The 24,941-nt window shown below is 70.0% G+C and carries 25 protein-coding genes; 5 read left to right on the plus strand and 20 right to left on the minus strand.

Annotated features, from left to right (window positions below):
• Positions 1 to 15: 15 nt before the first annotated feature.
• Complete coding sequence (locus CLV46_RS09595; RefSeq protein ID WP_100364560.1) at positions 16 to 468, plus strand: DUF3093 domain-containing protein; 453 nt, start codon at positions 16 to 18, stop codon at positions 466 to 468.
• On the opposite strand, the gene CLV46_RS09600 is transcribed toward CLV46_RS09595, so the two are convergent.
• Positions 443 to 736, minus strand: a complete 294-nt coding sequence (locus CLV46_RS09600; protein WP_100364561.1) for a DUF4193 domain-containing protein — start codon at positions 734 to 736, stop codon at positions 443 to 445. The genes CLV46_RS09595 and CLV46_RS09600 overlap by 26 nt on opposite strands.
• Positions 737 to 934: 198 nt before the next feature.
• Here CLV46_RS09600 and sepH point away from each other — a divergent pair, with 198 nt between their 5' ends.
• Positions 935 to 1,933, plus strand: coding sequence for a septation protein SepH (gene sepH, locus CLV46_RS09605; protein WP_100365991.1), 999 nt, complete (start codon positions 935 to 937; stop codon positions 1,931 to 1,933).
• A 1-nt stretch (position 1,934) separates the two neighbouring features.
• Here sepH and CLV46_RS09610 read toward each other — a convergent pair whose 3' ends face one another.
• Positions 1,935 to 3,047 carry an alkaline phosphatase family protein gene (locus CLV46_RS09610; RefSeq protein WP_100364562.1) on the minus strand — a complete coding sequence of 371 codons (1,113 nt, stop codon included), beginning with the start codon at positions 3,045 to 3,047 and terminating at the stop codon, positions 1,935 to 1,937.
• A gap of 12 nt (positions 3,048 to 3,059) precedes the next feature.
• Here CLV46_RS09610 and CLV46_RS09615 point away from each other — a divergent pair, with 12 nt between their 5' ends.
• Complete coding sequence (locus CLV46_RS09615; protein ID WP_100364563.1) at positions 3,060 to 5,507, plus strand: DNA gyrase/topoisomerase IV subunit A; 2,448 nt, start codon at positions 3,060 to 3,062, stop codon at positions 5,505 to 5,507.
• A gap of 97 nt (positions 5,508 to 5,604) precedes the next feature.
• On the opposite strand, the gene CLV46_RS09620 is transcribed toward CLV46_RS09615, so the two are convergent.
• The 6 genes from CLV46_RS09620 to CLV46_RS09645 all read right to left on the minus strand — a co-directional run bounded on the left by CLV46_RS09620 (position 5,605) and on the right by CLV46_RS09645 (position 11,101).
• Entirely contained in the window at positions 5,605 to 6,030 is a 426-nt protein-coding gene (locus CLV46_RS09620) for a GNAT family N-acetyltransferase (RefSeq protein WP_100364564.1), read from the minus strand.
• A 1-nt stretch (position 6,031) separates the two neighbouring features.
• Positions 6,032 to 6,478: a cytochrome c oxidase subunit 4 gene (locus CLV46_RS09625; protein ID WP_100364565.1), complete on the minus strand. Its 447-nt coding sequence runs from the start codon at positions 6,476 to 6,478 to the stop codon at positions 6,032 to 6,034.
• Positions 6,479 to 6,480: 2 nt separating this feature from the next.
• Entirely contained in the window at positions 6,481 to 8,205 is a 1,725-nt protein-coding gene (ctaD, locus tag CLV46_RS09630) for an aa3-type cytochrome oxidase subunit I (protein ID WP_100364566.1), read from the minus strand.
• Between the two features lie 17 nt (positions 8,206 to 8,222).
• On the minus strand, positions 8,223 to 9,077 hold the full coding sequence (ctaC, locus tag CLV46_RS09635; RefSeq protein WP_245866693.1) for an aa3-type cytochrome oxidase subunit II: 855 nt from the start codon (positions 9,075 to 9,077) through the stop codon (positions 8,223 to 8,225).
• 189 nt (positions 9,078 to 9,266) lie between these two features.
• Positions 9,267 to 9,620: an iron-sulfur cluster insertion protein ErpA gene (gene erpA / locus CLV46_RS09640; RefSeq protein WP_100364567.1), complete on the minus strand. Its 354-nt coding sequence runs from the start codon at positions 9,618 to 9,620 to the stop codon at positions 9,267 to 9,269.
• A 56-nt stretch (positions 9,621 to 9,676) separates the two neighbouring features.
• The gene (locus tag CLV46_RS09645) at positions 9,677 to 11,101 is read right to left on the minus strand and encodes a dipeptidase (RefSeq protein WP_100364568.1); all 1,425 of its coding nucleotides are present in this window, start codon (positions 11,099 to 11,101) and stop codon (positions 9,677 to 9,679) included.
• A 38-nt stretch (positions 11,102 to 11,139) separates the two neighbouring features.
• On the opposite strand from CLV46_RS09645, the gene CLV46_RS09650 reads away from it, so the two are divergent.
• A complete protein-coding gene (locus CLV46_RS09650; protein WP_245866695.1) occupies positions 11,140 to 11,721 on the plus strand; it encodes a DUF3043 domain-containing protein in 582 nt (193 codons plus the stop codon).
• A gap of 165 nt (positions 11,722 to 11,886) precedes the next feature.
• On the opposite strand, the gene CLV46_RS09655 is transcribed toward CLV46_RS09650, so the two are convergent.
• The 3 genes from CLV46_RS09655 to hisD are packed head-to-tail and all read right to left on the minus strand — an operon-like array spanning position 11,887 to position 14,744.
• Entirely contained in the window at positions 11,887 to 12,909 is a 1,023-nt protein-coding gene (locus CLV46_RS09655) for a quinone-dependent dihydroorotate dehydrogenase (RefSeq protein WP_100364570.1), read from the minus strand.
• A gap of 11 nt (positions 12,910 to 12,920) precedes the next feature.
• A complete protein-coding gene (nrdR, locus tag CLV46_RS09660) occupies positions 12,921 to 13,412 on the minus strand; it encodes a transcriptional regulator NrdR (RefSeq protein WP_100364571.1) in 492 nt (163 codons plus the stop codon).
• Between the two features lie 30 nt (positions 13,413 to 13,442).
• Entirely contained in the window at positions 13,443 to 14,744 is a 1,302-nt protein-coding gene (gene hisD, locus CLV46_RS09665) for a histidinol dehydrogenase (RefSeq protein WP_100364572.1), read from the minus strand.
• A gap of 80 nt (positions 14,745 to 14,824) precedes the next feature.
• On the opposite strand from hisD, the gene CLV46_RS09670 reads away from it, so the two are divergent.
• On the plus strand, positions 14,825 to 15,325 hold the full coding sequence (locus tag CLV46_RS09670) for a flavin reductase family protein (protein WP_100364573.1): 501 nt from the start codon (positions 14,825 to 14,827) through the stop codon (positions 15,323 to 15,325).
• 6 nt (positions 15,326 to 15,331) lie between these two features.
• Here the strand turns inward: CLV46_RS09670 and dnaE are convergent, their stop codons facing one another.
• From dnaE to CLV46_RS09715, 9 genes are all read right to left on the minus strand, one after another.
• Positions 15,332 to 18,793 carry a DNA polymerase III subunit alpha gene (gene dnaE, locus CLV46_RS09675; RefSeq protein WP_245867050.1) on the minus strand — a complete coding sequence of 1,154 codons (3,462 nt, stop codon included), beginning with the start codon at positions 18,791 to 18,793 and terminating at the stop codon, positions 15,332 to 15,334.
• A gap of 86 nt (positions 18,794 to 18,879) precedes the next feature.
• Complete coding sequence (locus tag CLV46_RS09680) at positions 18,880 to 19,800, minus strand: RluA family pseudouridine synthase (RefSeq protein ID WP_100364575.1); 921 nt, start codon at positions 19,798 to 19,800, stop codon at positions 18,880 to 18,882.
• A 2-nt stretch (positions 19,801 to 19,802) separates the two neighbouring features.
• A complete protein-coding gene (gene lspA, locus CLV46_RS09685; RefSeq protein ID WP_245866698.1) occupies positions 19,803 to 20,372 on the minus strand; it encodes a signal peptidase II in 570 nt (189 codons plus the stop codon).
• Positions 20,359 to 21,144, minus strand: coding sequence for a DivIVA domain-containing protein (locus CLV46_RS09690; RefSeq protein ID WP_100364576.1), 786 nt, complete (start codon positions 21,142 to 21,144; stop codon positions 20,359 to 20,361). Before CLV46_RS09690 ends, lspA begins: the two co-directional genes overlap by 14 nt.
• 121 nt (positions 21,145 to 21,265) lie before the next feature.
• A complete protein-coding gene (locus CLV46_RS09695; RefSeq protein WP_100364577.1) occupies positions 21,266 to 21,562 on the minus strand; it encodes a YggT family protein in 297 nt (98 codons plus the stop codon).
• Between the two features lie 28 nt (positions 21,563 to 21,590).
• On the minus strand, positions 21,591 to 22,091 hold the full coding sequence (locus CLV46_RS09700; RefSeq protein WP_100364578.1) for a cell division protein SepF: 501 nt from the start codon (positions 22,089 to 22,091) through the stop codon (positions 21,591 to 21,593).
• A gap of 37 nt (positions 22,092 to 22,128) precedes the next feature.
• Positions 22,129 to 22,800 carry a YggS family pyridoxal phosphate-dependent enzyme gene (locus tag CLV46_RS09705; RefSeq protein ID WP_100364579.1) on the minus strand — a complete coding sequence of 224 codons (672 nt, stop codon included), beginning with the start codon at positions 22,798 to 22,800 and terminating at the stop codon, positions 22,129 to 22,131.
• On the minus strand, positions 22,797 to 23,960 hold the full coding sequence (ftsZ, locus tag CLV46_RS09710; RefSeq protein ID WP_100364580.1) for a cell division protein FtsZ: 1,164 nt from the start codon (positions 23,958 to 23,960) through the stop codon (positions 22,797 to 22,799). Before ftsZ ends, CLV46_RS09705 begins: the two co-directional genes overlap by 4 nt.
• Positions 23,961 to 24,098: 138 nt before the next feature.
• Positions 24,099 to 24,908: a cell division protein FtsQ/DivIB gene (locus CLV46_RS09715; protein ID WP_245866701.1), complete on the minus strand. Its 810-nt coding sequence runs from the start codon at positions 24,906 to 24,908 to the stop codon at positions 24,099 to 24,101.
• Positions 24,909 to 24,941 lie beyond the last annotated feature (33 nt).

Consider the following 24,941-nt stretch of genomic DNA (forward strand, 5'->3'; position numbering starts at 1 on the left):
TGGTCGAATGGGGGCATGGCGTACCGTGAACGGCTCTGGCCCGCCCCCTGGCTCTACCTCGCGACGGCACTCGTGATCCCGGCGTCGCTGCTCGTGCTGCTGCCGATCTCGCTCGCAGCCGGGGTGGTGACCGCCCTCGTGCTCTACGCGGGCTGCCTCGCCCTGCTGCTCACCGGCTCCCCCGTCGTCGAGGTGGGGCCCGACGGGTTGCGCGCGGGACGCGCTCTTCTCGAGCCGCGTTTCGTCGGCGACGCCGTCGCCTTGCGCGACGACGAGGCGACGCACGCCCGCGGTCCGGGGCTCGACGCCCGCGCCTACCTGCTCATTCGTGGCTGGGTCACGCCCGTCGTGCGGGTCGAAGTGCGCGACGAGCGCGATCCGGCTCCCTACTGGTTGATCTCCAGCCGGCAGCCCGAGCGCCTCGTCGAGGCGATCGCGGCGATCAGGCCGCGCACTCCTGGCAGATAGGTCCGAGCTTCTCCTCGTGGTCCATCTGCGAGCGGTGCTTCACGAGGAAGCAGCTGACGCAGGTGAACTCGTCCGCCTGCGGCGGGAGCACCACGACGTCGAGGTCGAGGTCGGCGAGGTCCTGCCCGGCGAGCTCGAAGCTGCCCGGGTTGTCGGCGTCGTCCACGTCGATGGCCGAGGCCATCTTGTCGGGAACCCGCTCCTTGAGGGCATCGATCGACTCCGCGTCGTCATCGGTCTTCCGCGGGGCGTCGTAATCGGTCGCCATGTCCATCCATCTCTGTGAGCGTTCCGCCGGATCGGCGGCCATAGTTTGCATCAAACGAGGGGCAATAGCAAACCGCTGGAAGCCGCTCGATTCCTGCGATCTGCCCAACTCGCGCCGCGCCCCGGATATTCCCGGATTCCGGCCCCCGCCGTGTCATTCTGTGCGGGAGACAGGACGGATGAAGGGGTGTACTCCGACATGCACGAGCTCCGAGTGATCGGTTCCGAGGGCGGCGCACTCGTCGTGGCCTCCGACGGCGGTGAACAGTACCGCGTTCCCGTCGACGACGTCTTCCACACACAGCTTCGCCGGGCGACCGCGAGCACGTCGACGGGCCGGCGCCTGTCGCCGCGGGAGATCCAGGCGCACATCCGCTCCGGCATGTCCGCGCAGGACGTCGCGGCCGTGACGGGCGCGGACCTGGAGTACATCCAGCGCTTCGAGGGGCCCGTGCTCGCGGAACGCGAGTACGTCATCGACTCGGCCCTCGCCGTGCCGGTGCACACCGCGGTCGAGACCGACCCGCTCGAGGGCGGCACGACGTTCGGCTCCGTCATCCGCGAGCGGCTCCACGACCTCGGGGCGTCGGGCGAACGGTGGGCGAGCTGGAAGGAACAGGGCGGCGGCTGGATCGTGAAGCTCGCCTTCACGGCCGAGCACGTCGAGCACGACGCGCGCTGGCAGTTCGAGCCGCGCAAGCAGCAGCTCTCGCCGCTCAATCACGAGGCGGTGACGCTCTCGCAGCAGGACGACCAGGCGCGCGCGCTCATCCCCCGCTTGCGCGCGGTGAAGTTCGGCGATGAGCCCGACAGCGATTCGGACCGATTCGACAGCGGCGCCTTCTCGGTCGAACCCGAACCGGAGCCGGAGCCCGTCCGTCCCACGAGCCGCACCGCCGAGATCGTGTCGACCGGTCAGACGGCCGACCTGCTCGAGGCCCTGCGCCGCCGTCGCGGGGAACGGGAGACCGCCGGCTTCGGCGACCCCGACCCGATGGGCGGTGCGGAGTCCGCTCCTGCGACCTCGAGCATCCGCCTCATCGACGTGCCGCTGGACGACTTCCCCGAAGAGTCGCCGACGCCGCCGCGCCAGGACACCGGGCCGGCGCCGAAGCAGCAGGCCCGAAAGGGGCGTGCGACCATGCCGAGTTGGGACGAGATCGTCTTCGGCGCCCGACCCGACGACGACCTGGCCTGACTCAGCGCGGCGCGAAGGCGCCGAACGCGAGCAGCGGCACCGACGCCTCGTCCGGGGTGATCGACCCGTGCTGCCCGATCATGCCCCGACCGGGGTCATCCGGGTCGGCGTAGACCGCCGTGCGGCCCCGCGCGAGCACGAGCACATCGCCTATGCGGTCGAGCACGGAGTCGTCGACCGGTCCGAACCAGCCCGCGTCGACGACCTCCCGCCGCTCCGCGACCCAGGCCCGGGAGCCGACGGCCGCGCGCCACCGCTCGGCGACGGCGGAGGCGTCGGCACCCTGTTCGACGACGAGCTGCACGCAGCGGGGCTCTCCGGCGACATGCCGGACCCCCTCGAGGAGCGCGACATCGGCGATGACATGGTCTTCGCCGGAGACGTCGACCATGCCGTGGTCCGCGGTGACGAGCAGCCCCTCGTCTCGACGGAGCGAGGAGGCGAGCCGGGTGACCGCCGCGTCGATGTCCTCGAGCGTCGCGAGCCAGCGGTCGGACGCCGTGCCCGAGTCGTGGCCGGCCTTGTCGAGCTCGGGCACGTAGAGGTAGACGACACCGCGATCCATGCGGTCGAGCAGACGTCGTGTCGTGCTCACGCGCTCATCCAGGGTCGCGGCTCCCTGGTACTGCGCGCCGCGCAGCACGGCGGCGGTGTATCCGGAGGCGGAGAACTTCGGATGGCCGACGACGAACGCGGACATGCCTTCCGCCGTCGCCCGCTCGAACACCGTGGGCTCGGCCTGCCAGTCGAGGGGGCGCATCCCGTCGTCCCAGCCGGTCAGCTGATTCACGACGCGGTCGCGGGCGGAGTCGTACACCGAGTAGCCGACGAGCCCGTGCCGACCCGGCAGCACGCCCGTCGTGAGCGTCGCGAGCGCGCTCGCGGTCGTGCTCGGGAACGTCGAGGCGATCGTGCGCGACGAGGCCGAGGCGAGCGTGCGGGCGTACCCGGACGCGCCGCGCAGGTTCGCCGCGCCCATCCCGTCCACGAGGAGCACGACCACCTTGGACACCCGCGGGAGTCCGAGGCGATTCGGCCGGCCGCGCACCGCCTCGAGCGAATCGGGGAGCACGTCGGCGAGGCTGAACCGGTGGGAGGGGCGCGCCGGTAGCATGGCGGTCATCCTATGACTGCGTCCGACACCCCCACAGCGAATCCCGGCGAACGCATCGAGGACGTCGATGTCGCCACCGAGATGCAGGGCTCCTTCCTGGAGTACGCCTACTCGGTCATCTACTCCCGAGCGCTCCCCGACGCCCGCGATGGCCTCAAGCCGGTACAGCGCCGCATCCTCTACCAGATGAGCGAGATGGGCCTGCGGCCCGACCGCGGGCACGTGAAGTCGGCGCGCGTCGTCGGCGAGGTCATGGGCAAGCTCCACCCGCACGGCGACTCCCCCATCTACGACGCCCTCGTGCGGCTCGCGCAGGACTTCACCATGCGTGTGCCGCTCGTGGACGGGCACGGCAACTTCGGCTCCCTCGACGACGGCCCCGCGGCGCCCCGGTACACCGAGGCGCGGCTGCAGGCCTCCGCGCTCGCGATGACCGAAGGCCTCGACGAGGACGTCGTCGACTTCGTGCCGAACTACGACAACCAGCTCACCCAGCCCGAGGTGCTGCCCGCGGCGTTCCCGAACCTGCTCGTCAACGGCGCGAGCGGCATCGCCGTCGGCATGGCGACGAACATGGCCCCGCACAACCTCGTCGAGGTCATCGGTGCGGCACGGCACCTGCTCGAGAACCCGTCGGCCACGCTCGACGACCTCATGGCCTACGTGCCCGGCCCCGACCTGCCGACCGGCGGCACGATCACCGGCCTTGCGGGGGTGCGGGAGGCGTACGAGACCGGCCGCGGACGCTTCATCACCCGGGCGAAGGTGCGGGTCGAGCAGCTCACGGCACGCAAGTCCGGCCTCATCGTCACCGAGCTGCCCTACATGGTCGGCCCCGAGCGGGTGATCGAGAAGATCAAGGACGGCGTCACCGCCAAGAAGATCAACGGCGTCTCCGCGGTGACCGACCTCACCGACCGCAAGAACGGTCTGCGCCTGGTCATCGAGATCAAGACGGGCTTCAGCCCGGAGGCCGTGCTCGAACAGCTCTACCGGCTGACGCCGCTCGAAGACGGCTTCAGCATCAACAACGTCGCGCTCGTCGACGGCAGCCCGCAGACACTCGGACTGAAGCCGCTGCTCGAGGTGTACCTCAGGCACCGCCTCGACGTCGTGCGGCGGCGGTCCCAGTACCGGCTCACCCGCCGCCAGGAGCGCCTGCACCTCGTCGAGGGGCTGCTCATCGCGATCCTCGACATCGACGAGGTCATCCAGGTCATCCGCACGAGCGACGACGCCGAGCAGGCGCGCACGCGACTGTCCGAGGTGTTCGACCTCAGCCAGCCGCAGGCCGAGTACATCCTCGAACTCCGCCTGCGCCGCCTCACCCGGTTCAGCCGGATCGAGTTGGAGGCCGAGCGCGACCAGCTCAAGCGCGAGATCGAGGAGCTCCAGGCCATCCTCGGCGACGAGGCCCGACTCCGCGGTGTCGTCTCCGACGAGCTCGACGACATCGCCGAACGCTTCGGCACACCCCGCCGCACCCTGCTAACCGAGGCCAAGCCGAGCGTGGCCACCTCGTCGCGCAAGAACGCCCCGGTGCTCGAGATCGCCGACGTGCCGTGCCTCGTGCTGCTCTCCACGACCGGACGCATGGTGCGCATCGACCTGCCCGACGGCGCCCTCCCCCCGGTGCGACCGGCCCGGCGCAGCCGCCACGACGCCCTGCTCTCCGTCGTCGAGGCCACGAGCCGCGGCGAGCTCGGCGCGATCACCGATCGCGGTCGGCTCGTGCGCTTCTCCCCCGTCGACCTCCCCTCGGTGCCGTCGAACTCGGTGCAGCTCGGCGCGGGTGCCCGCGTCGCGGAGTACCTCGCCCTCGGCGACAAGAAGGAACGCGTGCTCGCGATCGTGAGACTCGGCGACGAGCGTCCGATCGCCCTGGGCACCCGCTCCGGAGTCGTCAAGCGCGTCGCCGCCGGCGGCTACCCCAACCGACCCGACTTCGAGGTCATCGCGCTCAAACCGGGCGACCAGGTCGTGGGCGCCGTGCAGGGCGACGAGACCGACGACCTCGTCTTCGTCACCTCGGATGCCCAACTGCTGCGATTCCCCGCCTCGGCGGTGCGTCCGCAGGGTGTCGCGGCCGGCGGCGTCGCCGGCATCAACCTGAGCGACAAGGCGCGCGTGCTGTTCTTCGGCTCGGTCTCCCCCGACGCCGACCCCGTCGTCGCGACCATCTCGACGAGCACGGCGACGATCGCCGGAACCGACCCCGGACGGGCCAAGGTGTCGGCATTCACCGAGTTCCCGCGGAAGGGTCGGGCGACCGGCGGCGTGCGCGCACACACCTTCCTGAAGGGCGAGGACACGCTCGCCCTCGCCTGGGCGGGACCCGAGCCCGCGCTCGCGCTCGGCACCGACGGCTCGCTGCGCTCGCTCCCCGAGACGCGCTCGCGGCGGGACGCCTCGGGCACTCCCCTCGAGGCGATCATCGGCTCGATCGGCCGCGCCCTCTAGGCGCGGGGCGGCTTCGCTCCGACGGGCTCGACGAGCGGTGCACCCGTTCCCCGCGCCGGTCGAACGGAACAGCGGCGGACCGCTGCCGCCTGCGCGATCAGAAGGTGCGCTTGAGGAACTCGGCCGTCGACGAGTAGCCGAGCCGGTCGTAGAACCCGCCGGCACGGCGGCTCGCGACGGTCAGCTGACGCACGCCGCGTCTCTCGCACTCCTGCTCGATCGCCCGGACGAGATGCGTGCCGTAATCACGACCGCGGCTCTCGGTGTCGACGACGAGCTCGTGCAGCTGCGCCGACGGTCCGTTCGTGTAGAACAGCCGCGTGACCGTGCAGAGGGCGTAGCCGCGCACGACGTGCTCGTCGTCCTCGACGACGTACAGGAGTGTGTCGTCGGCCGCCCGGCCGAACACCGCCTCGATCGTCTCGTCGAACGCGGGACGCTCGGGCGAGTACGAGGTGGCGAGCTGGGCGAGCAGCCCGAAGAGTGCGTCGGAGTCCTCGCGTCGCGCGGGCCGGATCAGCACGTCAGCGCCCGAAGTTGCCGCGGTAGTACTCGTACTGCCAGCCCATGAGGCTCACGACCGTGAAGGCGGCGCCGATGAGCGCGACCCACAGACCGATGGCGAGTCCGAGGAAGATGAGCGCGAGACCGGCTGCGAGTGAGATCGGCCACCAGCTCCACGGGCTGAAGTGGCCCAGCTCCGCGTCACCGTCGTCGATGTCCGCGTCGAGGCGGTCCTCCGGAAGCTCGCCGCCCTGCGCCTTGTAGGTGCGCTGCAGGTAGAAGCCGAGGAAGATCGTCAGCGCCGAGGTGAGCGACAGGCCTACCGTCCCGACCCACTCCACGCCCGACTGCTGCTTGAGCTCGCTCGGGAAGTTCGCGTAGTCGATCATCGACCAGATCGCGTACGCGATCGCGGCGAGGCCGAAGAAGATGGACAGCAGCCAGAACAGAACCGCGTTGACTCTCACGGCTACTTCACCTCATCCTTCGCGGCGTCGTACGTCGGGGCGTCGGGCGCGTCCTTGGCCGGGCCGACCCCGACCGGGATGCCCGCCTCCGGGTGGTTGAGATCGAACGCCGGCGACTCCGAACGGATGCGCGGGATCGACGTGAAGTTGTGCCGCGGCGGCGGGCACGAAGTGGCCCACTCGAGCGAACGACCGTAGCCCCACGGGTCGTTCACCGTGACCTTCGGGGCGCGACGCGCGGTGACGTAGACGTTGTAGAAGAACGGCAGCAGCGAGGCGCCGAGGATCATCGCCCCGACGGTCGAGAGCTGGTTCATCCAGGTGATGCCGTCCTCGGGGAGGTAGGTCGCGTAGCGCCGCACCATGCCCTGCACACCCAGCCAGTGCTGGATGAGGAAGGTCGCGTGGAAGCCGATGAACAGCATCCAGAAGTGGATCTTGCCGAGACGCTCGTCGAGCATCTTGCCGGTCCACTTCGGCCACCAGAAGTAGAAGCCCGAGAACATCGCGAACACGACGGTGCCGAACACGACGTAGTGGAAGTGCGCCACGACGAAGTAGGTGTCGGAGACGTGGAAGTCCAGCGGCGGCGACGCGAGGATGACACCCGTGAGCCCACCGAAGGTGAAGGTGATGAGGAAGCCGATGGCCCACAGCATCGGGGTCTCGAACGTGACCGATCCCCGCCACATCGTGCCGACCCAGTTGAAGATCTTCACCCCCGTCGGCACGGCGATGAGCATCGTCATGAGGGCGAAGAACGGCAGCAGGACCGAACCCGTCACGTACATGTGGTGCGCCCACACGGTCACCGACAGCGCGGCGATCGCGATCGTCGCGTAGACGAGCGTCTTGTAGCCGAAGATCGGCTTGCGGCTGAAGACCGGGAACACCTCGGAGACGATGCCGAAGAACGGCAGCGCGATGATGTACACCTCGGGGTGACCGAAGAACCAGAACAGGTGCTGCCACAGGATGGCGCCGCCGTTCTCGACGTTGTACACGTGGGCACCGAAGATGCGGTCGGCCGCGAGACCGAACAGCGCCGCGGCGAGCACCGGGAAGGCCATCACGACGAGCAGCGACGTGACGAGCGTGTTCCAGGTGAAGATCGGCATGCGGAACATGGTCATGCCCGGGGCACGCATCGTGATGATCGTCGTGATGAAGTTCACCGCGCCGAGGATGGTGCCGAAACCGCTCAACGCGAGGCCGACGACCCACAGGTGTCCGCCGACCCCGGGTGTGAACGTCGTGTTCGACAGCGGGGTGTAGGCGAACCAGCCGAAGGATGCGGCACCCTGCGGCGTGAGGAAGCCGGCGACGGCGATGAGCGAGCCGAAGCTGTAGAACCAGTACGCGAGCGCGTTCAGACGGGGGAACGCCACATCCGGCGCGCCGATCTGCAGGGGCATGAGCACGTTGGCGAAGCCCGCGAACAACGGCGTCGCGAACATCAGCAGCATGATCGTGCCGTGCATCGTGAACAGCTGGTTGTACTGCTCTTTGCTGCCGACGATCTCGAGGCCCGGAGCGAACAGCTGGGCGCGGATGATGAGAGCCATCACTCCGCCGAGGCAGAAGTAGATGAACGAGGAGATGAGGTACAGGTACCCGATCTTCTTGTGGTCCGTCGTCGTGAGGTAGTCGACGATGATGCTGCCTCGGCGGACGGGTGCGGGGGCGTCCGCCGACGGGGTCTGGGGACGTGATGCGGTGAGCGTCATGGTTGCCTCGGGGTCCCTTATTCCTCGATCGGGCTACGGCCCGGCAGGTTCGAGTTGGTGTTGTACTCGTTGCCGAGCTGGCCTTCGTTGCCGGCCTCGCGCAGCGATTCGATGTAGTCGTCGTACTCGGCCTGCTCGACGACCTTCACCTTGAAGAGCATGAGCGAGTGGTACTCGCCGCAGAGCTCGGCGCACTTGCCCTCGTACTCGCCGGTCTTCTCCGGCACGAAGTACATGTAGTTCGACTTGCCGGGGATCATGTCCTTCTTGTAGAGGAAGTCGATGATCCAGAACGAGTGGGCGACGTCGCGGGATTCGATCTTGATCTCGACGCGCTTGCCCACCGGCAGGTAGAGGGTCGGCAGCAGGTCGGTGTCGACGTAGTTCGTCTGCGGGTCCTCCTGGGCCTGGATGCCCGCGAGGTAGACGTTCTCATCCGTGTAGTTGAAGTCCCAGCCCCAGCGCTTGCCGAAGACCTCGATCTTCACCTCGGGGTCGTTCGGCGACTCGATCGCCTGCTGGTCCCGTGCGGTGAAGGCGAAGAAGCCCAGCACGAGGATGAGCGGCACGACCGTGTAGAAGATCTCGATCGGCAGGTTGTAGCGCAGCTGCACGGGCAGGCCGCTCTGGCCCTTGCGGCGGCGGTAGACGACGGCGGCCCAGATGATGAGCGACCACGTCACGACGCCGACGGCGAGCAGGACGATCCACGAACCGGTCCACAACGAGGTGATCCGATCGGTGTGGTTCGTGATGCCGGGCTCGCCCGGGAGGTAGCCGCGAAGCTGCTCGGACGTGCAGCCGGCCAGCGCGAGGGCCAGCCCGGCCACGACCGGGATCGCGACCCAACGGAGACGGCGGGAAGAGCGCACCTGGAACCTCTCGTGACGCTGGGGGGAAGGAATCGAGAGCCAGTCTATAGCCCCGATCGACGCGCCCAGCGTCACCGCCGGGCGGGTTCCCGGCATCCGTCGCCGCCCCATTAACGACGACGAGGGAGCCGCCGGAGCGGCTCCCTCGTCGGGGTCGGATGCGCGCCGTCGGCGGGCATCCGGTGGGGATCAGTGGAAGCTGTCGCCGCAGGCGCAGCTGCCCTGGGCGTTCGGGTTGTCGATCGAGAACCCGTACTTGTGGATGGAGTCCTCGAAGTCGATCGAGGCGCCGTCGAGATAGGGCACGCTCATCTGGTCGACGACGAGGCCCACTCCGCCGAACTCGACCACGGCGTCGCCGTCGTGCATGTTCTCGTCGAAGTAGAGCCGGTAGATCAGGCCGGAGCATCCGCCCGGCTGCACCTCGATGCGCAGCTTCAGTTCGTCGTTGCCCTCCTGCTCGAGCAGGCTGGCCGCCTTCGCAGCCGCCGCCTCGGTCAGGGTGACGCCGTGCGTCGCCGGAGCGATGGTGGTGTCGGTCATGGGTCCCTCCTTCGGTGGGAAGTCGATGCGATTGTACCCGCGCGACCTGGGACTGCTTACGCGCGCGAACCGAGTCGCGACAACAGGAGCGCCTCGCTCAGGATGCCGCGGTGGAAGACGCCCAGGTGCAGCGACTCGTTCGGGCTGTGCGCGCGCGAGTCCGGGTCCTCGACGCCGGTGATCAGAATCTGCGCCTGCGGGAACACCTCCACGAGGTCGGCGACGAAGGGGATGCTGCCGCCGACGCCCATGAGCACGGGCTCGGCGTCCCACGCGTCGCGCATCGCGTCGAGAGCGGCGGCGGCGACCGGCCCGCTCGTGTCGACGAGGAACGGCGCGCCGAGGTCGATGTCGGTGATCTCCACCCGGGCGCCGAACGGGGTGTGGTCGGTGAGGTGCTTCTCGACGGCGGCGAACGCCTCGGTGGGGCTCTGCCCGGGCGCGATGCGCACGCTGATGCGGCCTCGGAGCTTCGGGCTGAGCGTGTTGGAGGCGTTGAGCACGCTCGTCGCGTCGATGCCGACGACCGTGATGCTCGGCTGGTACCAGAGGCGGCTCAGGATGGTGCCGCGCCCGATGGGCGTGACGCCGTCGAGCAGTCCCGACTCGCGTCGCAACTGCGCCTCGTCGTAGGGCGGCGTCTCTGCCTCGTACGAGCGCAGCCCCTCGACCGCGACCGCGCCCTCGTCGTCGTGCAGGGTCGCGAGGAGCTTGATCATCGCCGTCATCGCATCCGGCACCGCGCCGCCGAACATGCCCGAGTGCGACGCGTGGTCGAGGGTCTCGATCGTGAAGTTGAAGGTGACGTTGCCGCGCAGCGCGGCGGTGAGGGCCGGGGTCTCGGTGTCCCAGTTGCCGGAGTCGGCGACGATGATGACGTCAGCGGCGAGCTGATCGCGGTGCTGGGCGAGGAAGCTCGAGAACGAGCGGGAGCCGAACTCCTCCTCACCCTCGATGAAGACGACGAGACCGAGGTCGAAGTCGGGGCCGTGCGCGGCGATGAGCGCCCGGATCGACGCGATGTGCGACATGATGCCGGCCTTGTCGTCGGCGGTTCCGCGTCCGTAGAGCCGGTCGCCGCGCAGCGTCGGCTCGAACGCCGGCGACAACCAGCCGCTCTCGTCGCCCACCGGCTGCACGTCGTGGTGCGCGTAGAGCAGCACTGTGGGCGCACCGTTGCGGGCCGCGCGCGTGCCGAGCACCGCCGGCTGCCCCAGCTCGTCACTCCCGGGGATCGGTGCGCGGGAGATCACGACCTCGTCGAACGCCCCCGTCTCCTCGAACAGCGCGCGCACCGCCTCGGCGCTCGCCTGCACGTGCGAGTGGTCGAAGCCCTCGAACGCCACCGAGGGCACGCGGACGAGGCGCGACAGGTCGGCGATCGTGGCCGGCAGGCCCTCCTGCACCGCGGTGCGCACCGCCTCTTCGACGGCGGGTCGGTCGGATGCTGCGCTGCTGTTCGGAGCCTGGATCTCGGTCATGCGACTACTCTAGAGAGGACGTGAGAAGGCAGGTTCCCGTGGCCACAGCATCCGACAAGAAGGGCGCGGCCGCGCCGGAGACCCTCGAAGAGACGCAAGCGCGGCTGGCCGGCAAGGGCCGACCGACCCCGTCTCGACGCGAGCGGGAGGCGCAGCGCAAGCGCCCCCTCGTGCCCGAGGACCGCCGTCAGGCCAACAAGGAGGCGCGGGCCAAGCTCGCGCAGGCGCGCGAGAAGGCGCGCATCGGCATGGCGAACGGCGAGGAACGCTACCTCCCCGCTCGCGACAAGGGGCCGCAGAAGCGCTACGTGCGCGACTACGTCGACGCGCGCTTCAGCGTCGGCGAGGTCATGATCCCGCTCATGTTCCTCGTGATCGTGCTCACCTTCTTCCCGCAGCCCGAGATCCAGTTCTTCGGCATCCTCGCGCTGTGGGCGTTCTTCCTCGTCGCGATCATCGACTGCGTCGTGCTCGGGTTCCTGCTGAACCGACGCCTCAAGGAGAAGTTCGGCGAATCGCGCGTCGAGCGCGTGCGCTGGTACGCCGCCATGCGGGCGCTGCAGCTGCGCCCGATGCGTCTGCCGAAGCCGCAGGTCAAGCGCGGCCAGTACCCCGCCTGATCCGCGCCGGTCAGCGGCGGCGGGCGGCGACCCGTCCGGATGCGGTCGCCCGCAGCTCTGTGAGGGGCTCGCGCGCCACTTCCGCGCACGCGCGACAGTTCTTCCTGTGGCGCGAGCGCGAACCCGTAGCGCGAGCGGCATCGGCTCGTCAGCAGCGGCGGCCGGTCAGCGGCGGCGGGCGAGGCCCCGGTTGATCTGCCGCGCCCAGAACGGGCCGCGGTAGAGGAAACCGGTGTAGCCCTGCACGAGCGTGGCTCCCGCGTCGAGGCGCTCGGCGACGTCGTCCGCCGTCTCGACGCCGCCGACGGAGATGACGCACAAGTCGGACGGCACGTGTCGGCGGAGGATGCGCAGCACCTCGAGGGAGCGCGCGGCGAGTGGACGACCCGACAGTCCCCCGGCGCCGGCGGCGTCGACGACGGATCGGTCGGTGCGCAGTCCGTCGCGCGAGATGGTCGTGTTCGTCGCGACGATCCCGTCGAGGCCGAGGCGCACGGCGAGGCCGGCGATCCCGGCGATCTGCTCGTCGTCGAGGTCCGGCGCGATCTTCACGAGCAGCGGGGTGCCCGCCGATGCGGCGCGCACCGCATCCAGCAGCGGCTCGAGCCGATCGAGCTCCTGCAGCCCGCGCAGCCCGGGCGTGTTGGGCGAGCTCACGTTGATGACGAGGTAGTCGGCGAGGGGCGCGAGCAGCCGGGTGCTCTCGAGGTAGTCCTCGACGGCGTCGTCGACCTCGACGACACGCGACTTACCGATGTTCACGCCGATCACGGGCCGGTCGGCGCGCCGGCGCGCGCGGGCGATCCGTTTCGCGGCCGCGCGGGCACCGTCGTTGTTGAACCCCATCCGATTGATCACCGCACGGTCCGGGATGAGCCGGAACAGGCGGGGCCGCTCGTTGCCGGGCTGCGGCCGCGCCGTGATCGTACCGACCTCGACGTGTCCGAACCCGAGCTGGTGCAGGCCGATGATGCCCGCCCCGGTCTTGTCGAACCCGGCGGCCACGCCGAACGGCGACGGGAAGCGGAGTCCGAGCGCGTCCACCGCGAGCGACTCGTCGGCGCGCGTCATCCGGTGCACCGCGCGACCGACGGTCGGCGGCAGGGCGCGGATGACGCCGAACGCGAGGTGGTGGGCGCGCTCCGGATCGAGGCGGGACAGGACGAGGCGGAACAGCAGCGGATACATGCGCGGGCGGCCTACCGGCCGGTCCGCGCGTCGGGCGACTCGGCGTCGTCGGCCGGCTGGTGTTCGACGCGCAGGAGCGCGATCGCCGACTCGAAGTCGTCGAGGGAGTCGAAGCCCTGGTACACGCTCGCGAAGCGGAGGTAGGCGACCTCGTCGAGCTCGCGCAGCGGCGGCAGGATCGCGAGCCCGATGTCGTTCGCCTCGATCTGCGAGGCGCCCGTCGCACGGATCGACTCCTCGACCCGCTGGGCGAGCACCGCGAGATCGGTGTCGGTCACCGGGCGACCCTGGCAGGCCTTGCGCACGCCGGAGACGATCTTCTCGCGGCTGAAGGGTTCGACCACGCCGTTGCGCTTGATGACGTTGAGGCTCGCCGTCTCGGTGGTGGTGAACCGCCGTCCGCATTCGGGGCACTGCCGCCGCCGCCGGATGGCGAGGCCGTCGTCGCTGGTGCGCGAGTCGATCACCCGCGTGTCGGGATTACGGCAGAACGGGCAGAACACCCGCTCAGGATACCGCTCGATGCGGCTCGATCAGGCGAACCGCGCGTCGACGGCGTCGCCGTGGGCCGGCAGGTCCTCCGCGTCGCTCAGGGCGCGGATGCCGTCGCGCACCCGGGCGAGCGCGTCGCGGTCGTAGCGGACGACCTGCTGGGGGCGCAGGAAGGTCGCCGTGTTGAGACCCGACGAGAACCGGGACTGGCCTCCGGTCGGCAGCACGTGATTGGAACCGGCGAGGTAGTCGCCGAGGCTGACCGGGGTGTGCGGTCCGAGGAAGATCGCGCCCGCGCTGTCGATCGACTCGAGCACCGCCTCGGGATCGGCGGTCTGGATCTCGAGGTGCTCCGGACCGTAGGCGTTGCTGAAGCGTGCGGCGGCCTCGAGGTCGTCGACGAGCACGATCGCGGACTGCGGGCCGCCGAGCGCGGTGCGCACGCGGTCGGAGTGGTGGGTGCGCTCCACGAGGGCGGGGAGCGCGGCGATCACGCGTTCGGCGAGCCCGGCGTCGTCGGTGACGAGCAGTGCGGAGGCGAGCTCGTCGTGCTCCGCCTGGCTCACCAGATCGGCGGCGACGAGATCGGCCTCGGCGGTCGCGTCGGCGATCACGAGGATCTCGGTCGGACCGGCCTCCGCATCGATCGCGACCCGGCCGGCGACGGCGCGCTTCGCCGCGGCGACGAAGACGTTGCCCGGACCCGTGATGGCGTCGACGGGATCCAGCCCGAGCGACGGCACCCCGTACGCGAACGCACCGACCGCTCCGGCGCCGCCCATCGCGTACACCTCGTCGATGCCGAGCAGCCCCGCGGCGGCGAGGATCGTGGGGTGCACTCCCCCGGACTCGCGCTGGGCCGGGGAGGCGATGGCGATCGAGCGCACGCCGGCGACCTGGGCGGGGACGACGTTCATGACGACGCTCGACGGGTAGACGGCCTTGCCACCGGGCACGTAGAGCCCGACACGGTCGACCGCCTGCCAGCGCTGCACGACGACGGCACCGTCGTCGATGCGCGTCTCGGCCGGCGGCGGCACCTGGGCCGCGCTCGCGGCCCGCACGCGGGCGATCGCCTCGGTGAGCGCCGCCCGCACGACCGGGTCGAGCCCGTCGACGGCCGCGGCGATGTCGGCGGACGGCACCCGCAGCGACGCGGGACGCACGCCGTCGAAGCGTTCGGCCTGCTCGAGCAGTGCCTCCTCCCCGCGGGCGATGACGTCGGAGATGAGTCCCTCGGCGATCGGCAGTGCCGACGCCGGGTCGACGTGTGCTCGCGGGACCGCCGCGAGCAGGGCGGCGCGGGAGGCGGGAAGCGGGCGCAGGTCGATCGTCTGGATCATGGCCCGACCATGCTATTGCGTGCCACCTGGCACCCCGGCCCGGGGAATAGGGCAGGCCCGCCCGCTCTTGATGCAGGTGTATGGACGACACCCGCCCCGCCGACGACACCGCGGCGTTCCGGCACGCGTTCCGCCGTCACGCGGCCGGAGTGGTCGCGATCACGACGGTTCTGCCCGACGGCACGCCCGCGGGGTTCACCGCCACCTCGGTCGCCTCACTCGCCGCGGATCCGCCGCTCGTGACCTTCAACATGGCCCGTACCGCGAGCACCTGGCCCGCGGTCGCGGAAGGCACCCACGTCATCGTGCACATGCTCGGAGCCCGCAACCGCACGGCGGCCGAGCGTCTCGCCGGGCCGGCCGGACGCCGCTTCGAGGGCGACCATTGGACCCCCGGCCCGCTCGGCATCCCGTTGCTGCGGGACGTGACCGCGTGGATGCTCGTTCGCATCGTGGACCGGGTGGCGGTCGCGTCGGCCGCCGTCGTCGTCGCGCAGGTCGAGGACGGCGGGCTCGGCGAGCCCGACGTGCCGCTCATCTACCACGAGCGTCAGTACTGGCGCCCGGGCGATCCGGCCTGACCCGCTCTAGGCGAGACAGGACGGACCGAGCAGCGTCTTGAGCTCCCCGTAGAGATCGGCGCTCACCCGCACCGGATACGGGATCTCGAACACGCGAGCCGTGTCGCCCTTGAGCAGGCGCAACCGTACCTCGCTCTCGCCCTTGTGCCGGGCGAGCACGTCGCGCAGTTCGCTCACGAGCTCGGTGGTCGCACGCTGCTCCGGGGTCTGGATGACGAGCGTGCCGATCTCCCCCGCGGCACTGACATCCGGCTGGAACATGCTCGCGGCGTGCAGGTTCATGCCGTCGTCGCGCGCACTGACCCGGCCGCGCACGACGACGATGGTGTCGCTCTGCAGTCCGGGGGCGAACTCCTGGTACGTCTTGCCGAGGAACAGCACGGTGATCTCGCCGCCGAAGTCCTCGATCTGCACCATGCCGTACTGGTTGCCGGAGTTGCGTGCGGTGCGATGCTGCACGCTCGTCACGAGCCCGGCGATCGTGACGATCTCACCGTCGGAGACCGCCTCGCCGCCGAGCAGGTCGGCGATGCCGACGGTGGCGTGCTTGGCGAGTTCGAGCTCGAGCCCGGCGAGCGGATGATCGGAGACGTAGAGCCCGAGCATCTCGCGCTCGAAGGCGAGCTTGTCGCGCTTGGACCACTCGGGGCGATCCGGCACACGCAGGCCCTCCTGCGGTTCGTCCCAGAGCGACTCGAAGTCGAAGCCGACCTGGCCGTTGGCCTCCGCGCGCTTCTCGCTCACGGCGGCGTCGATCGCGTCCTCGTGGATCTCGAGCATCGCCCGGCGGGTCGCCCCGAGGGAGTCGAACGCGCCCGCCTTGATGAGCGACTCGACCGTGCGCTTGTTGGCGACGGGGATCGGCACCTTCTTGAGGAAGTCGTGGAAGGAGGTGAACGCGCCCTTCTGCTCGCGCACGGCACGGATCTGCTCGACGACGTTGAAGCCGACGTTGCGCACCGCCCCGAGCCCGAAGCGGATGTCCTCGCCGACGGCCGCGAAGAATCCGATCGACTCGTTCACATCCGGCGGCAGCACCTTGATGCCCATGCGACGGCACTCGTTGAGGTACAGCGCGAGCTTGTCGCGCGCGTCGCCGACGCTCGTGAGCAGGGCGGCCATGTACTCGGCCGGGTAGTGCGCCTTGAGGTACGCGGTCCAGTAGCTGAGCACGCCATACGCGGCGGAGTGCGCCTTGTTGAAGGCGTAATCCGAGAACGGCAGCAGGATGTCCCAGAGGGTCTGGATGGCCTCGTCGGAGTATCCGTTGGCCTTCATGCCGCCGGAGAAGCCCTCGAACTGCTTGTCGAGTTCGGCCTTCTTCTTCTTGCCCATGGCGCGGCGCAGGATGTCCGCTTGACCGAGTGAGAAGCCCGCGACCTTCTGCGCGATCGCCATGACCTGCTCCTGGTAGATCACGAGGCCGTAGCTCGTCGAGAGGATCTCGTCGAGCGGCTCCGCGAGCTCAGGGTGGATCGGCACGATCTCCTGCTGCCCGTTCTTTCGCAGCGCGTAGTTGGTGTGCGAATTCGCGCCCATCGGGCCCGGACGGTACAGCGCGATCAGGGCGGAGATGTCTTCGAAGTTGTCGGGCTTCAACAGGCGGAGCAGCGACCGCATGGGTCCGCCGTCGAGTTGGAAGACGCCGAGGGAGTCGCCGCGCGAGAGCAGCGCGTACGCCTCCGGGTCGTCGAAGTCGAGGTCTTCGAGCACCGGGCGGAAGCCGCGGTTCGCGGCGATGTTGTCGAGCGCGTCGTCGATGATCGTGAGGTTGCGCAACCCCAGGAAGTCCATCTTGATGAGCCCGAGGGCCTCGCACGCCGGGTAGTCGAACTGCGTGACGATCTGGCCGTCCTGCTCCCGCTTCATGATCGGGATGATGTCGATGAGCGGTTCGCTCGACATGATGACGCCGGCGGCGTGCACGCCCCACTGGCGCTTGAGGTTCTCGAGTCCGAGCGCGGTGTCGAACACCTTCTTGGCGTCGGGGTCGGTCTCGAGCACCGCCCGGAAGTCGCCCGCCTCCTTGTAGCGCTCGTGCGACGGGTCGACGATGCCGGAGAGCGGGATGTCCTTGGCCATGATGGGCGGCGGCATCGCCTTGGTGAGCTTCTCGCCCATGCCGAAGGGGAAGCCGAGCACGCGCGAGGAGTCCTTGAGCGCCTGCTTCGCCTTGATCGTGCCGTACGTCACGATCTGCGCCACCCGCTCGTCGCCGTACTTCTCGGTGACGTAGCGGATGACCTCACCGCGCCGGCGCTCGTCGAAGTCCACATCGAAGTCGGGCATCGAGACGCGGTCGGGGTTCAGGAACCGCTCGAAGATGAGTCCGTGACGCAGCGGGTCGAGGTCGGTGATCCGCATCGCGTACGCCGCCATCGAGCCGGCGCCCGAGCCGCGGCCCGGGCCGACGCGGATCCCGTTGCGCTTGGACCAGTTGATGAAGTCGGCGACGACGAGGAAGTAGCCGGGGAACCCCATCTGGACGATGACGCCCTTCTCGTACTCCGCCTGCGCGCGCACCTCGTCGGGGATGCCGTCCGGGTAGCGGTACTCGAGGCCGGCGTCGACCTCCTTGACGAACCAGCTCTCCTCGGTCTCCCCCTCGGGCACCGGGAAGCGGGGCATGTAGTTGGCGCGCTCGTTGAACTCGACCTCGCACCGCTCCGCGATGAGCAGCGTGTTGTCGCACGCCTCCGGGTAGTCGCGGAACAGGTGCCGCATCTGCTCGGCGCTCTTGAGGTAGAACTCGTCCGCGTCGAACTTGAAGCGGTTCGGGTCGTCGAGCGTCGTGCCCGACTGCACGCACAGCAGCGCCGCGTGCGAGGTGGCGTCGTGGGCGTGGGTGTAGTGCAGGTCGTTGGTGGCGACGAGCGGGAGGTCGAGGTCTTTCGCGAGCCGGATGAGGTCGCTCATGACGCGGCGCTCGATGCCGAGGCCGTGGTCCATGATCTCGGCGAAGAAGTTCTCCTTGCCGAAGATCTCGCGGAACTCCCCCGCCGCCTTCTTGGCCTCCTCGTACTGCCCGAGACGCAGCCGGGTCTGCACCTCGCCGCTCGGGCAGCCGGTCGTGGCGATGAGGCCCTTGCCGTAGGTGTTCAGCAGGTCGCGGTCCATCCGCGGCTTGAAGTAGTAACCCTCGATCGACGCCTTCGACGAGAGGCGGAAGAGGTTGTGCATGCCCTCCGTCGAGGCGGACAGCAGGGTCATGTGCGTGTATGCGCCGGCGCCGGAGACGTCGTCCTCGCCGCCGTTGCCCCAGCGCACGCGCGTCTTGTCGCTGCGGTGGGTGCCCGGGGTCAGGTACGCCTCGGTGCCGATGATCGGCTTGATACCGGCGTCGCGCGCGGTCTTCCAGAAGTCGTAGGCACCGAACGTGTTGCCGTGGTCGGTGATGGCGATCGCCGGCATGCCCTGCTCGACCGCCTCCTGGATCAGCGGTTTGACGCGCGCCGCTCCGTCGAGCATCGAGTATTCACTGTGGACGTGCAGATGCACGAAGGAACTGCTGGATGCCACGCGACCTCCGAACGGGCGAGGGGGATCATCCGAGCTTAATCGCCACGGAGGACATCGAGGGCGTGCTGCAGGTCGTCCGGGTAGCGTGTCGAGAACTCGACCCACTCCCCGCTCGCGGGATGCGCGAACCCGAGCCGCATGGCGTGCAGCCACTGACGAGTGAGCCCGAGCCGGGCGGAGAGCGTCGGATCGGCGCCGTACATCGCGTCCCCGACGCACGGGTGCCGCTGCGCGGCCATGTGCACGCGGATCTGGTGGGTGCGCCCGGTCTCGAGATGGATCTCGAGCAGGGACGCGGAGGGGAACGCCTCGAGCGTCTCGTAGTGGGTCACCGACGGCTTGCCGTCGGCGACGACCGCGAACTTCCAATCGGAGCTCGGATGCCTCCCGATCGGCGCGTCGATCGTGCCGGCGAGAGGGTCCGGGTGCCCCTGCACGACGGCGTGGTAGACCTTCTCGACCGTGCGGTCGTGGAAGGCGCGCTTGAGCTCGCGGTAGGCCCGTTCGCTCTTCGCGACGACCATGAGTCCGCTCGTGCCCACGTCGAGACGGTGCACGATGCCCGCGCGTTCGGCCGCTCCGCTCGTCGCGACCCGGAAGCCCGCCGCGGCGAGGGCGCCGAGCACGGTGGGTCCGGTCCAGCCCACCGAGGGGTGGGCCGCCACCCCGATCGGCTTGTCGATCACGACGATGTCGTCGTCATCGTGCACGATCGCGAGGTCGGGTACGGCGATCGGGACGATCGTGGGGGCCTGTCGCGGCTGCCAGGAGACCTCGAGCCAGCCGTCGGCGACGAGCCGGTCGCTCTTGCCGAGCACGACGCCGTCGAGGGTCACTCCCCCCGCTTCGGCGACCTCGGCGGCGAAGGTGCGCGAGAAGCCGAGGAGCTTGGCGAGCGCGGAGTCGACGCGCTCCCCGGCGAGCCCCTCGGGGACGGGGAGGCTGCGGGTCTCCACGGTCACTCCTCCTCGGAGGCGGACCGCGCACGCGGCGCCTCGCGCGCCGGCCGGGTGCCGTCGAGGCCGGTGCCGCGCAGGGTGAGCACGATGAACAGCGCCATGCTCGACACGATGCCGATGTCGGCGATGTTGAAGATCGCGGGGAAGGCGTACAGCTGCAGGAAGTCGATCACGTGACCCTGCCCGAAGCTCGGTTCACGGAATAGCCGGTCGGTGAGGTTGCCCAGGGTGCCGCCGAGCAGCATCCCGAACACGACCGCCCAGGTGATCGAGCGGATGCGGTGGGCCGAGGCGACGAGGAAGACGACGACCCCGGCGGCGACGAGGGAGAAGATCCAGGTCACGCCGGAGCCGAGCGAGAACGCGGCTCCCGAGTTCTTGACGAACCGGAGCTGCAGCAGCTCGCCGATGAACGGCACCGGCTGGCCGAGCGGCAGGTTCTCGACGACGAGGTACTTCGTCAGCTGGTCGAGTCCGTAGACGACCACGGCGACGACGGCGAGAACGAACAACGCCCGCGACGCGAGTCGGCGGGCGTTGTCCTTCGCCGTCGGTTCAGGAGCCTCCACCGAAGCCGGAGAAGTTCGCGGGCGGCGCGGGCGGAGCGCCGAACCCGCCGCTCGGGGCGGAGATCGGGGCGGGGCGCTGCTCGCCGGTCGACTCGCCCTGGTCGGCGCGAGCCGCGGGAGCGGCGGAGCCGGCGGTCTCGAGCTCGCGGAGCTGGCCCTCGATGTAGCCGCGCAGCTTCTGGCGGTACTCGCGCTCGAAGGTCTTCAGACCCTCGATGCGGCGCTCCACCTCGTCGCGCTCCTTCTCGAGCACGGCGCGCTCCTGCTCGAGGGCGCTCAGCTGGGCACGCTGCTTGGCCTCCGCCTCGGCGACGACGCGTGCCGCGGTCGCGTGACCCTCGGCGATGAGCGCGTCGCGCTTCTCGACGCCCTCACGGACGTGCTCCTCGTGCAGTCGGCGGGCGAGCTGCAGCAGGTTGTTCGTGTTGCTGGGGTCGAAGGAGCTGTCGGCGCTCGGGGCCACGTAGGCGGGAGCCGGGGCGGCCGCCGCGACGGGCGCGGGCGTCGGAGTCGCGACGGGCTCCGGGGTCGCCGGGGCCGCTTCGGCCGCGGGAGCGGGCTGGGCCTGCTGGCCACCGCTGCGCTGCAGCTCGTTGATGCGCGACTCGCTCGCGACGAGGCGCTGACGCAGCTCCTCGTTCTCCTGGTTGAGACGCCGCAGCTCGACGACGACCTCGTCGAGGAAGTCGTCGACCTCGTCCTGGTCGTAGCCCTCGCGGAACTTCGTCGGCTGGAACCGCTTGTTGACCACGTCTTCCGGCGTCAACGCCATCTGCGTCACCTACAACTCTCTGTGTCGTTCGCGTACCGGGTAGCCACGGTAGCAAGATTCTTCGGCCGCAGGACGAGGCCGCGCGGCGCGCTTCCAGGGTACATCCGCTCACGGGGCGGACTCAGGAGAAGTTGGCCACCACGAGCATGAGGAACAGGCACGCGAGCATCACGATGCTCCACCCGAAATCGAGGGCCGCTCCGCCGACGCGCAGCGGCGGGAACACGCGACGGACGAGCTTGATCGGCGGATCGGTCACGGTGTAGCTCGCTTCGGCGAGCACGAGACCAAGGCCGCGCGGTTTCCACCGCCGGGCGAACACCCGCACCCAGTCCAGCACGAAGCGCGCCCACATGGCGATGAAGAAGAGCACGAGGGCGAACATCAGGATGTTCGCCACGACGGCGACGACGGTCACCGTTCCAGGCTATCGCCCGGGAGACGGCTCACTGACCGAAGAACGACGCCTCGACGTCGGGCTCGACCTCGGCCTGGTCGCCGCTGACCGCGACGTGAGCAGGCGAGAGCAGGAACACCTTGTTCGTGACGCGCTCGATCTTGCCGTACAGACCCTGCGAGAGACCGCTCGCGAAGTCGATCAGGCGACGCGCCTCGGGCTCGGTCATCTGCGACAGGTTGATGATCACCGGGATGCCGTCGCGGAAGCTCTCGGCGATGACCTGGGCGTCCTTGTACTGACGCGGGTGCACGGTGAGGATCTCGTTCATGTCGGTGGGTCCCGTCGTCGTGGTGGGAGCGGGCTGCGCGCGACGCAGCGGGGTCACCGGGGCACGACCGGCCGCGGCCGCGGGAGCACGCTCCGGGGCGGGGGCCGGCGCCGGAGTCGCGGCATGGGCCTGCGCGGCGGGGGCGGCGGTGGGCTCCTCGTCGAACTCCTCGTCGGCGAGTCCCAGATACACCATCGTCTTACGCAGCGGGTTGGCCATTGTGTTCCTCCGAACAGGTCCTGTCGTCTCGATGAGATTAACCGCGGGCGGGTCGGTTTCCCGTGATTGCCGTCCCGATCCGCAGGTGTGTCGCGCCCTCGAGGATGGCCTCGCGGTAGTCGCCGGACATCCCCGCCGAGATGTCGCGCGCGTCGGGGGCGACCAGCCGCAAGCGCTCCGAGGCGACGCGCACGCGTGCGAATGCCCGCCGCGGTTCCTCATCGAGCGGGGCGACGGCCATGACTCCGCGCAGACGGAGCCCGGCGGATCCGAGCACCCGCTCGGCGATGGCCTCGACCTCGTCCGGCTGCACGCCGCCGCGCGCCGGATCGTCGGTGAGGTTGAGCTGGACGAAGCAATCCACGGGGTCGTGGTCGCCCGCGAGCGCGTCGACGAGCGACGACCGGTCGATCGAGTGGACGACCCGTGCGTAGCGGATGGCCTGGCGGGCCTTCTTGCTCTGCAGCTGGCCGACGAAGTGCCAGGTGAGCGGAAGGTCCGCCAGCTCGGCGGCCTTCTGCTGGGCCTCCTGGTGGCGGTTCTCCCCCACGTCGCGCACGCCGAGTCCGGCGAGTTCGCGCACGAGCGACGCCGGGTGGAACTTGGTCACCACGATGCGGGTGATGCCGGCGGGATCCCGCCCTGCCTCGCGCGCGGCGTCGGCGATACCGGCGTCGACGCGCGCGAGGCGCTCCGCGAGTCCGCTCACTTCAGGAAGTCGGGAACGTCCAGCTCGTCGTCGTCGGTGAAGTCGCGGTGCGCCGGCGCGGGCGTCGGCACCTCGGGCTCCGCCGGGGCCCACGCCTGCGCGGGCGGTGTCTCGACCTCGTCGGGCACGGTGACGGCACCGGCGCCGGCCGACACGAAGCCCGACGCGGCCTCGACGAAGTTCGAGCGGCGCTCCTTGGCCTTCGTCGACGGCTCTCCGCCGTCGAACCCGGCGGCGATGACGGTCACGCGCACCTCGTCACCGAGGGTGTCGTCGATCACGGCACCGAAGATGATGTTGGCCTCGGGGTGCACGGCCTCCTGGACGAGGCGGGCCGCGTCGTTGATCTCGAAGATCCCGAGGTTCGAGCCGCCCTGGATCGACAGCAGCACCCCGTGGGCGCCGTCGATGGAGGCTTCGAGCAGGGGCGAGGCGACCGCGAGTTCCGCGGCCTTGATGGCGCGGTCGGCGCCTCTCGAGGATCCGATGCCCATGAGGGCGCTGCCGGCGCCCTGCATGACCGACTTGACGTCGGCGAAGTCGAGGTTGATGAGGCCCGGCGTGGTGATGAGGTCGGTGATTCCCTGCACACCGGCGAGGAGCACCTGGTCGGCCGTGGCGAACGCTTCGAGCATCGAGATGCCCCGGTCGCTGATCTCGAGCAGGCGGTCGTTCGGCACGACGATGAGGGTGTCGACCTCGTTCTTGAGCGCCGCGACGCCGTCCTCGGCCTGCGCCTGACGGCGACGGCCTTCGAAGCCGAAGGGCTTGGTGACGACACCGATCGTGAGCGCGCCGATCGACTTCGCGATGCGCGCGACGACGGGAGCACCACCGGTTCCCGTCCCGCCGCCCTCACCCGCGGTGACGAAGACCATGTCGGCGCCGGTGAGCGCCTCCTCGATCTCCTCTGCGTGGTCCTCAGCGGCACGACGGCCGACCTCGGGGTCGGCGCCCGCACCGAGCCCGCGGGTGATCTCCCGACCCACGTCGAGCTTGACGTCGGCATCGCTCAACAGGAGCGCCTGGGCGTCCGTGTTGATGGCGATGAACTCCACGCCGCGGAGACCGAGTTCGATCATCCGGTTCACGGCGTTCACACCGCCGCCGCCGATACCGACGACCTTGATGACGGCGAGGTAGTTCTGGTTCGTGGTCACGTCCGGCCTCCGCTTGAACCTTCAACCTCTACTTGAGGTCTAAAGTTATACTCAATATGCAATCTGCTGACTCGAAGGTATGCACGCGCGTCCATCGGCTCGGGCAGGCGCGCCGCGTGTCGGGGACACGAGGGCTCGTCAATCCGGGCGGAAGACCGCCGTGCGCTCGGCGGACACGTCGTACTCCCCCGCGCCCGCACCCGCGTGCAGCGGGATGAGGCGTGCCAGCACGGCCGCCTTGCGGTCGCTGTCGGTCGCGCTCCCCCACAGCACGCGCTGCTCCGAGCCCGCGAGATCGAGCGTGACGCTGTCGCGACTCGGCGCCGAGATCGAGTCGACCTGGGCGAGCACCTCGGGCGGCAGCGCGAGCAGCACCTCGACCATCCAGTCGAAACCGGCGGAGTCGAGGTCGCCGTCGGGCAGGGTCAGCAGCGGCACCCCCGGGGGACGCTCCGGGGTCGTCTGCACGACGACGCCGGCCGGGTCGACGAGGTCGAAGCCGCCATCCCCCTGCACGAGAGCGATCGGCTGCCGTTCCTGCAGGCGCACGACGAGCGTGTCGGGCGGTACGACCTCGGTGACGTAGTTGCGGATGAGCGGGAACTCCGCGAGCTCCCGTTCCACGGCGTCGAGGTCGACGAGCGCGAGCGGGGTGCCGAGCTGTTCGTCGAGCACCGCGTGCAGCTGCTCCTGCGGGATGCGCTCCGTGCCGGTGATGCGGATCTCGCGCAAGGCGAGCAGCGGGGAGAACACCGCGAGCGACACCGCCACGGCGAACGCCGCGACGATCCCGCCGGCGGTCCACCAGATGGCGCGACGGTGCCGCGTGCGGCGGGTGAAGCGGCGCACCTCGTCGCGCTCGACCCGGGCCCTCTCGCGCGCCGCCCTCCGCAGGGCGGCCCGGGCCTCGCGCTCGCGCAGTCGCGACGCCGCTGCATCCGGCAGCACCGGCGTGCCGATGGCCGGCGGCGCGGGCGTGAC

It is taken from the genome of Diaminobutyricimonas aerilata (assembly GCF_002797715.1).
Taxonomy (GTDB): Bacteria; Actinomycetota; Actinomycetes; order Actinomycetales; family Microbacteriaceae; genus Diaminobutyricimonas; species Diaminobutyricimonas aerilata.